Source organism: uncultured Mycobacterium sp. (assembly GCF_964249325.1).
GTDB lineage: Bacteria > Actinomycetota > Actinomycetes > Mycobacteriales > Mycobacteriaceae > Mycobacterium.
On sequence record NZ_CAXUCH010000205.1, the window covers coordinates 1 to 7714 of the forward strand.

4 protein-coding genes and 3 pseudogenes are annotated in these 7714 nt (G+C 66.0%); all 7 read left to right on the top strand.

All coding sequences use genetic code 11. From position 1 onward, the window contains the following. A partial coding sequence (locus ACFE99_RS19885; protein ID WP_375488145.1) for a prolyl oligopeptidase family serine peptidase occupies positions 1-1126 on the top strand: 1126 nt, incomplete at its 5' end. Beyond that, complete coding sequence (locus tag ACFE99_RS19890) at positions 1123-2376, top strand: saccharopine dehydrogenase family protein (RefSeq protein ID WP_375488146.1); 1254 nt, start codon at positions 1123-1125, stop codon at positions 2374-2376. The genes ACFE99_RS19885 and ACFE99_RS19890, both read left to right, overlap by 4 nt. 85 nt (positions 2377-2461) lie before the next feature. Next, positions 2462-3061 (top strand): annotated as a pseudogene (locus ACFE99_RS19895) (DUF937 domain-containing protein). Positions 3062-3238: 177 nt separating this feature from the next. Next, positions 3239-3594 (top strand): annotated as a pseudogene (locus ACFE99_RS19900) (lectin); the annotation flags it as partial. Positions 3595-3680: 86 nt separating this feature from the next. After that, positions 3681-3809 (top strand): annotated as a pseudogene (locus tag ACFE99_RS19905) (LysM peptidoglycan-binding domain-containing protein); the annotation flags it as partial. A gap of 102 nt (positions 3810-3911) precedes the next feature. Continuing rightward, on the top strand, positions 3912-6575 hold the full coding sequence (locus ACFE99_RS19910) for a valine--tRNA ligase (RefSeq protein ID WP_375488147.1): 2664 nt from the start codon (positions 3912-3914) through the stop codon (positions 6573-6575). Further along, positions 6572-7714: bifunctional folylpolyglutamate synthase/dihydrofolate synthase (locus ACFE99_RS19915; protein ID WP_375488148.1), on the top strand; the 1143-nt coding region annotated here is incomplete at its 3' end. The genes ACFE99_RS19910 and ACFE99_RS19915, both read left to right, overlap by 4 nt.

Below are 7714 nucleotides of genomic sequence, written 5' to 3' on the forward strand. Positions count from 1 at the left end.
AGAACCGGTGCCCGTCGCTGTGGAGTGGGATCGCTGGCCGGCATCGGTGACCTGGTCGATGGACGGCGCCTCGCTGATCGTCACCGCCGACCAAGCCGGGCGCACGCCGGTGTTCGCCGTCGATGTGGCCGCATCGACGATCACCCAGCTCGTCTCAGACGACTTCGCTTACACCGACGTCACGGCCTCGCCCAGTGGGGTTCTGTATGGCCTGCGCAGCTCGTATGAGACGCCACCGCACCCGGTCAAGATCGACCCCAATGGCGGCGTCGCTGTACTGCCCTGTGGTGAATTGCCCGCGCTGCCAGGGACATTGGAAGAGGTCAGCGCCGCGGCTGCCGATGGGACGACGGTGCGCTCGTGGCTCGTGTTGCCCGAAAGTCCCGCTCCGGCGCCGCTACTGCTTTGGATTCACGGTGGTCCGCTGGGCAGCTGGAACAGTTGGTCATGGCGATGGAATCCCTGGCTGATGGCCGCCGAAGGCTACGCCGTGCTGTTGCCCGACCCGGCGCTGTCCACCGGCTACGGCCAAGAGTTCATCCAGCGCGGCTGGGGAGCCTGGGGTGCGGCACCGTTCGACGACTTGATGGCAGCAACCGACGCAATCTGCGCCCACCCCCGCGTCGACGCCACCCGAATGGCGGCAATGGGCGGATCGTTCGGCGGATATATGGCCAACTGGGTGGCCGGCCACAATGACCGGTTCGCCGCGATCGTGACTCACGCCAGCTTGTGGGCGTTGGACCAATTCTGGCCGACTACCGACCTCGCCTATTACTGGCAGCGCGAGATGACACCGCAGATGGCCGCCACCCACTCCCCGCACCGCTTCGCCGACCGGATCACCACCCCGATGCTCGTCATCCACGGCGACAAGGACTACCGAGTACCGGTCGGCGAAGCCCTCCGACTGTGGTACGACCTGCTGGCCGCCTCTGGCCTACCCGCCGGCGCCGACGGACGCAGCCCCCACCGCTTTTTGTACTTCCCGTCCGAAAACCACTGGGTGCTAGCCCCACAGCACGCCAAGATCTGGTACGACGTCGTCATCGGGTTTCTGGCGGAACACGTGCTCGGCGAGACCGGCGAACTGCCCGAAATCCTCGGAGTAGCGTCACACCCGTGACAGCGTCGCAGCGCGAATTCGACATCGTCTTGTACGGGGCGACCGGCTTTGTCGGCAAGCTGACCGCCGAATACCTCGCCCGGGCAGGATCGAATGCCCGCATTGCACTGGCCGGCCGATCAGCCGACCGCGTGCGTACGGTGCGCGATACCCTCGGCGACTCAGCGAAGTCCTGGCCACTGGTGGAGGCCGATGCCGCCTCGCCGTCGACGCTGGACGCGATGGCGGCGCGCACCCAGGTGGTCGTCACCACCGTCGGGCCGTACACCCGCTACGGGCTGCCACTGGTTGCCGCATGCGCGGCGGCGGGCACCGATTACGCCGACCTCACCGGTGAGGCGATGTTCGTGCGCAACAGCATCGACCAGCACCATAAACAGGCCGTCGACACCGGTGCCCGCATCGTGCACGCGTGCGGATTCGATTCCATCCCTTCGGATTTGAGCGTCTATGCGCTATACCGCGCGGCACGTGACGACGGCGCCGGTAAACTGACAGACACCCACTTCGTGTTGCGCCGCTTCTCCGGCGGGCTGTCCGGGGGCACCATCGCCTCGATGATGGAAGTGCTGCACACCGCTTCCACCGATCCAGATGCAAGGCGGCTGCTCGCCGATCCCTACACGCTGAGCAGCGACCGCGCGGCCGAACCCGACCTGGGCCCGCAGCCCGACATGCCGTGGCGCCGCGGCCGTGACATTGCGCCGGAACTGGCCGGCACTTGGACCGCCGGATTCATGATGGGGCCGTATAACACTCGGATTGTTCGGCGCAGCAACGCATTACTGGACTGGGCGTACGGCAGGCAATTTCGCTACAGCGAGCACATGAGTGTGGGGTCGTCGTTCGTCGCTCCAGCGGCGTCAGCTGCCGTCACCGGGGTGGGTAACGCGATGTTCGGGCTGGGCAGCCGCTATTTCCGGCTGCTTCCGCGGCGGCTGGTGGAGCGCCTGGCGCCCAAACCCGGCAGCGGCCCCAGCCCCGCCGCACGAGAACGCGGCTACTACCACGCCGAGACCTATGCCACCACGACCAGCGGTGCCCGTTATCGGGCGACCATCGAGCAGCAGGGCGATCCGGGTTACAAGGCGACGTCGGTGTTGTTGGGGGAGAGCGGCTTGGCGCTCGCTTTAGACCGGGACAAGCTCTCCGAGCTACGTGGCGTGCTCACCCCGGCGGCCGCGATGGGCGATGCGCTGATCGCGCGTTTCCCCGCCGCCGGTGTGTCACTGCAGACCACTCGGCTCTGAGTGCGTCGCGCCGCGCCGTAAGGATGTCGGTGCGGCTGGTTTGGTCTAGTTTCGTCATCGATTTCGACCACATCCAGCAACGAAAGTGAGCACGACGAGGGCCAGCCTTGACGACCTCTTCGCGCAGATTCCTACGCGCGAAATCGCAACCAGGATAGGCGCTAACGAAGCGGAAGTGAACAACGCCATCCACAGACTGGTGCCTGCGCTCGTTAGTGGACTACACGAGAACGCGCGAAACCCTGCTGTGGCGTCAGAAATCTCGTCGGCGGTCAACAGTCGCGCTGCGAGAGGGCTGTTGGATACGGGCGTGAGGGTAGATCAGATCGACAAATCGGAGGGTCAGCAGGCGATCGCGAAGATCTTCGGCGGCAATGACAGCAGTCAGGTCGCCGCATCGCTATCGGGCCCTGCCGCCGGCGATAACGAGTTGTTCCAGTAGCTTTTACCGATCTTGATGCCGATCGTGCTGGCCTACATCGGCAAGCAGCTCAGCGGTGAGAACGCCCGTGCGCCCGGACAGCAGGGCTCCGGTGGCGCGCTCGGCGAGGTGCTGGGCAGCATCCTCAGTGAGGCATCAGGCGGCAAAGGCAACAAGTCGTTGGGCAGCATCTTAGGAAATGCGCTGGGCGGTAGAGCGGGCGAGATACTCGGCGGCTTGCTCGGCGGCAAGAACGAGAAATAGCGCACGACCACACCGCCGTCGCACCGGTTCGTCACCGGCAGTTCTTCAGGCGTTTCGCTTCACGTGAGTTGAACGCGTTCGCGAAAATGCCGACTTCAGTAGGCGCACCCTCGTCGGAAAGAAGCAACGACGCGGAGCCGGTCGCCGGTCCGCACTGACGACATGGGAGTGAGTGACGTGGGAGACACACTGACTGCAGGACAGAAGCTGGTACGGGGAGAGTCGCTCACCTCCAACAACGGGGCCTACACCGTGACGCTGCAAGATGACGGCAACCTGGTCTTGGCGGTGCGCGGCAAGGCCATTTGGGCGACCGGGACCAACGGTCAAAACGTGGTGCACGCGGAGGTACAACCCGACGGCAACTTCGTGCTCTACACCGCGGACAAACCCGTGTGGGCCACCAACACCAAGGGCAAGAAAAATCCCAGACTCGCCCTGCAGGATGACCGCACCTGGTGCTCTACGCCGACGACGTGCAGGATGGTCCACTAAGACCGAGACCGATGCTCCACCGCCACCGGCCTACGTTCGTGCGGCCGGTTGGGCCGGTTCCGGTGCCGCCTCCTGTGGGGCTGGTTCTGGTTCGGCGGCGGGCTCCTGCGCAGCGGGTGCCGGCTGCGACACCCTGTGGGCCATTGCGGAGCGCTTCTACGGCGATGGCAGCAAATACCAGGTCATCGCCGACGCCAGCGGAATCCCTAACCCCGACCTCATCCAACCCGGGCAGGTGCTGACGATCCCCTGATCGCAGCGCATTTGACGATTTGGCGGCTCACGTCGACCAGACTGGGCCGCTACTGCGGAACTGCGTGGCCGGTCGAGTAAGCGGGCTTCCTAGAATTGTGCGGTGACCCCCAACCCGAAGCCCGCCGTTAGCGCTGCGGCCGAAGCCTTGCCCAAGTCCTGGGATCCGGGCACGGTCGAGAGCACGATCTACCAGGGCTGGGTGGATGCTGGTTACTTCACCGCGGACCCGGCCAGCGCCAAACCGGGGTATTCGATCGTGCTGCCGCCGCCCAACGTGACCGGCAGCCTGCATATGGGGCATGCGCTGGAGCACACCCTGATGGATGCCTTGACTCGCCGCAAGCGCATGCAGGGATACGAGGTGCTGTGGCTGCCGGGCACCGACCACGCCGGAATCGCCACCCAAAGCGTGGTGGAGAACCAGCTTGCGCTCGAGGGCAAGACCAAAGAACGGCTCGGCCGCGAGCGGTTCATTGAGACGGTGTGGCAATGGAAGCGTGACTCCGGCGGCGTCATCGGTGACCAGATGCGCCGCCTCGGCGACGGCGTCGACTGGAGCCGCGACCGGTTCACCCTCGATGAGGGCCTTTCCCGGGCGGTGCGGACGATCTTCAAACGGCTCTATGACGCCGGCCTGATTTACCAGGCCGAGCGGCTGGTGAACTGGTCACCGGTGCTGGAAACCGCCATTTCCGATCTCGAGGTCAACTACGAAGACGTCGAAGGCGAACTGGTGTCGTTTCGATACGGCTCGCTCGACGACTCCGAACCCCACATCGTGGTCGCCACCACCCGGGTCGAGACGATGCTGGGCGACACCGCGATCGCGGTGCATCCCGACGACGAGCGCTACCGCCACCTGGTGGGCACCAGCTTGCCGCACCCTTTCGCCGACCGGACGCTGGTCGTCGTGGCCGACGAGCACGTCGACCCCGAATTCGGAACCGGCGCAGTCAAAGTCACGCCCGCTCACGACCCCAACGACTTCGAGATCGGGCTGCGGCACCAACTGCCGATGCCCACCATCATGGACACCAAGGGCCGAATAGTCGGCACCGGAACACAATTCGACGGCATGGACCGGTTCGAGGCCCGTGTCGCGGTCCGGGAAGCGCTTGCCGCACAGGGTCGTATCGTTGAAGAGAAACGCCCGTACCTGCACAGCGTCGGCCATTCCGAGCGCAGCGGCGAGCCGATCGAGCCGCGGCTGTCGCTGCAGTGGTGGGTGCGGGTGGAATCGCTGGCCAAGGCGGCCGGCGACGCTGTGCGCCACGGCCAAACTGTGATCCACCCGGCCAGCATGGAGCCGCGCTGGTTCGGCTGGGTCGACGACATGCACGACTGGTGTATCTCGCGTCAGCTGTGGTGGGGCCACCGTATCCCGATCTGGTACGGGCCCAATGGCGAAAAGGTGTGCGTGGGCCCGGATGAAACCCCGCCGGACGGCTGGGAACAAGACCCCGACGTGCTGGACACCTGGTTTTCCTCGGCGCTGTGGCCGTTTTCGACGATGGGTTGGCCCGAGCGCACGCCCGAGCTGGAAAAGTTCTACCCGACAAGCGTTTTGGTTACCGGCTATGACATCTTGTTCTTCTGGGTGGCCCGGATGATGATGTTCGGCACCTTTGTCGGCGCCGACGACGCCATCACCCTCGACGGCTGCCGCGGACCGCAGGTGCCGTTCACCAACGTGTTCCTGCACGGGCTGATCCGCGACGAGTTCGGCCGCAAGATGAGCAAGTCCAAAGGCAACGTGGTCGATCCGCTGAACTGGCTGGACATGTTCGGCGCCGACGCGTTGCGGTTCGCGCTGGCCCGCGGCGCCAGCCCGGGCGGTGACCTGACCATCGGCGAAGACCACGTGCGGGCGTCGCGAAACTTCGGCACCAAGCTGTTCAACGCCACCCGGTTCGCTCTGCTCAACGGTGCCAGCCCGGCGCCGCTGCCCGACTTCGCGGACTTGACCGATGCCGATCGGTGGATTTTGGGGCGGCTGGAAGAGGTCCGCGCCGAAGTTGATTCGGCTTTCGACGGCTACGAGTTCAGCCGCGCCTGCGAGTCCCTTTATCACTTCACCTGGGACGAGTTCTGCGACTGGTACGTCGAACTGGCCAAGACACAGCTTGCCGACGGCTTCACGCATACCACCGCTGTGCTGGCCGCGGTACTCGACACGTTGCTGCGGCTGCTGCATCCGGTAATCCCGTTTCTCACGGAGGCGCTGTGGACGACGCTGACCGGTCAGGAGTCGCTGGTGATCGCCGACTGGCCGCCGCCCTCCGGAATCACGCTGGATTCGGTTGCCGCGCAGCGCATCACCGAAATGCGAAAGCTGGTGACCGAGGTGCGGCGGTTCCGTAGCGACCAGGGGCTGGGCGACAGGCAGAAAGTGCCCGCCCGCCTGTCGGGTATCGACGACGCCGATTTGACCACCCAAGTGCCTGCGGTGACGTCGCTGGCATGGCTGACGGCGCCCAGCCCGGACTTCAACGCCTCGGCGTCGCTGGAGGTGCGGCTGAGCGGCGGTACCGTCGTCGTCGAACTCGACACCTCCGGGACGATCGACGTCGCCGCCGAACGTCGCCGGCTGGAAAAGGATTTGGCCGCTGCCCAAAAGGAACTGGAGTCGACGACAGCCAAATTGGCCAACCACGATTTCCTGGCCAAAGCGCCTCCTGCCGTCGTCGACAAGATTCGTGATCGCCAGCAAGTGGCCCGCGCCGAAACCGACCGGATTGCGGCCAGGCTGGCCGGGCTGCAATGACCTCCGAGCCGCTTGAGCGGCCCTCACCGGATCCCACACCCGACGAGATCGCATCGCTGTTGCAGGTCGAGCACTTGCTCGACCAGCGCTGGCCCGAGACCCGCATCGATCCGAGCCTGACTCGCATTAGCGCGCTGATGGATGTGCTCGGCTCGCCGCAGCGCAGCTACCCGTCGATCCATATCGCGGGCACCAACGGCAAAACGTCGGTGGCGAGGATGGTGGACGCGCTGTTGAGAGCGCTGCACCGGCGCACCGGCCGGACCACCAGCCCGCACCTGCAGTCGGCGGTCGAGCGCATCGCGATCGACGGCACACCGATCAGCCCGGCGCATTACGTCGCGACATATCGCGATATCGAACCCTACGTGCAGATGATCGACCAGCAGTCGGAGTCGGCCGGTGGCCCGCCGATGAGCAAGTTCGAAGTGCTCACCGCGATGGCGTTCGCCGCGTTCGCCGACGCCCCGGTCGACGTCGCGGTGGTCGAGGGCGGCCTCGGCGGCACCTGGGACGCCACCAACGTCATCAATGCGCCGGTGGCCGTCATCACCCCGATCGGCATCGACCACGTGGAGTACCTCGGCGACGACATCACCGGCATCGCCGCCGAAAAGGCGGGCATCATCACCCCCGCCGAAGGTCCGGTGGACACCGTCGCAGTCATCGCCCGCCAGGTTCCGGAGGTGATGGAGGTGCTGTTGGCGCAAGCCGTGCGCGCCGGCGCCCAGGTGGCGCGCGAGGACTCCGAATTCGCGGTGCTGGACCGTCGGGTCGCCGTCGGCGGTCAGCTGGTGCAACTGCAGGGCCTCGGCGGCGTCTACTCCGACATCTATCTGCCGCTGCACGGCGAGCACCAGGCGCACAACGCGGCCGTGGCGCTGGCGGCGGTCGAGGCGTTCTTCGGCGCCGGCGCGCAGCGGCAGCTCGACGTCGACGCGGTGCGCGCGGGATTCGCCGAGGTGACCAGCCCGGGCCGGTTGGAGCGGATGCGCAGCGCGCCGACGTTGTTCATCGACGCTGCGCACAATCCCGCCGGGGCGGCGGCGCTTGCCCGGGCATTAGCCGACGAGTTCGACTTCCGGTTCGTGGTCGGTGTGGTCAGCGTGCTGGCCGATATGGATCTCGGCGGCGTCCTC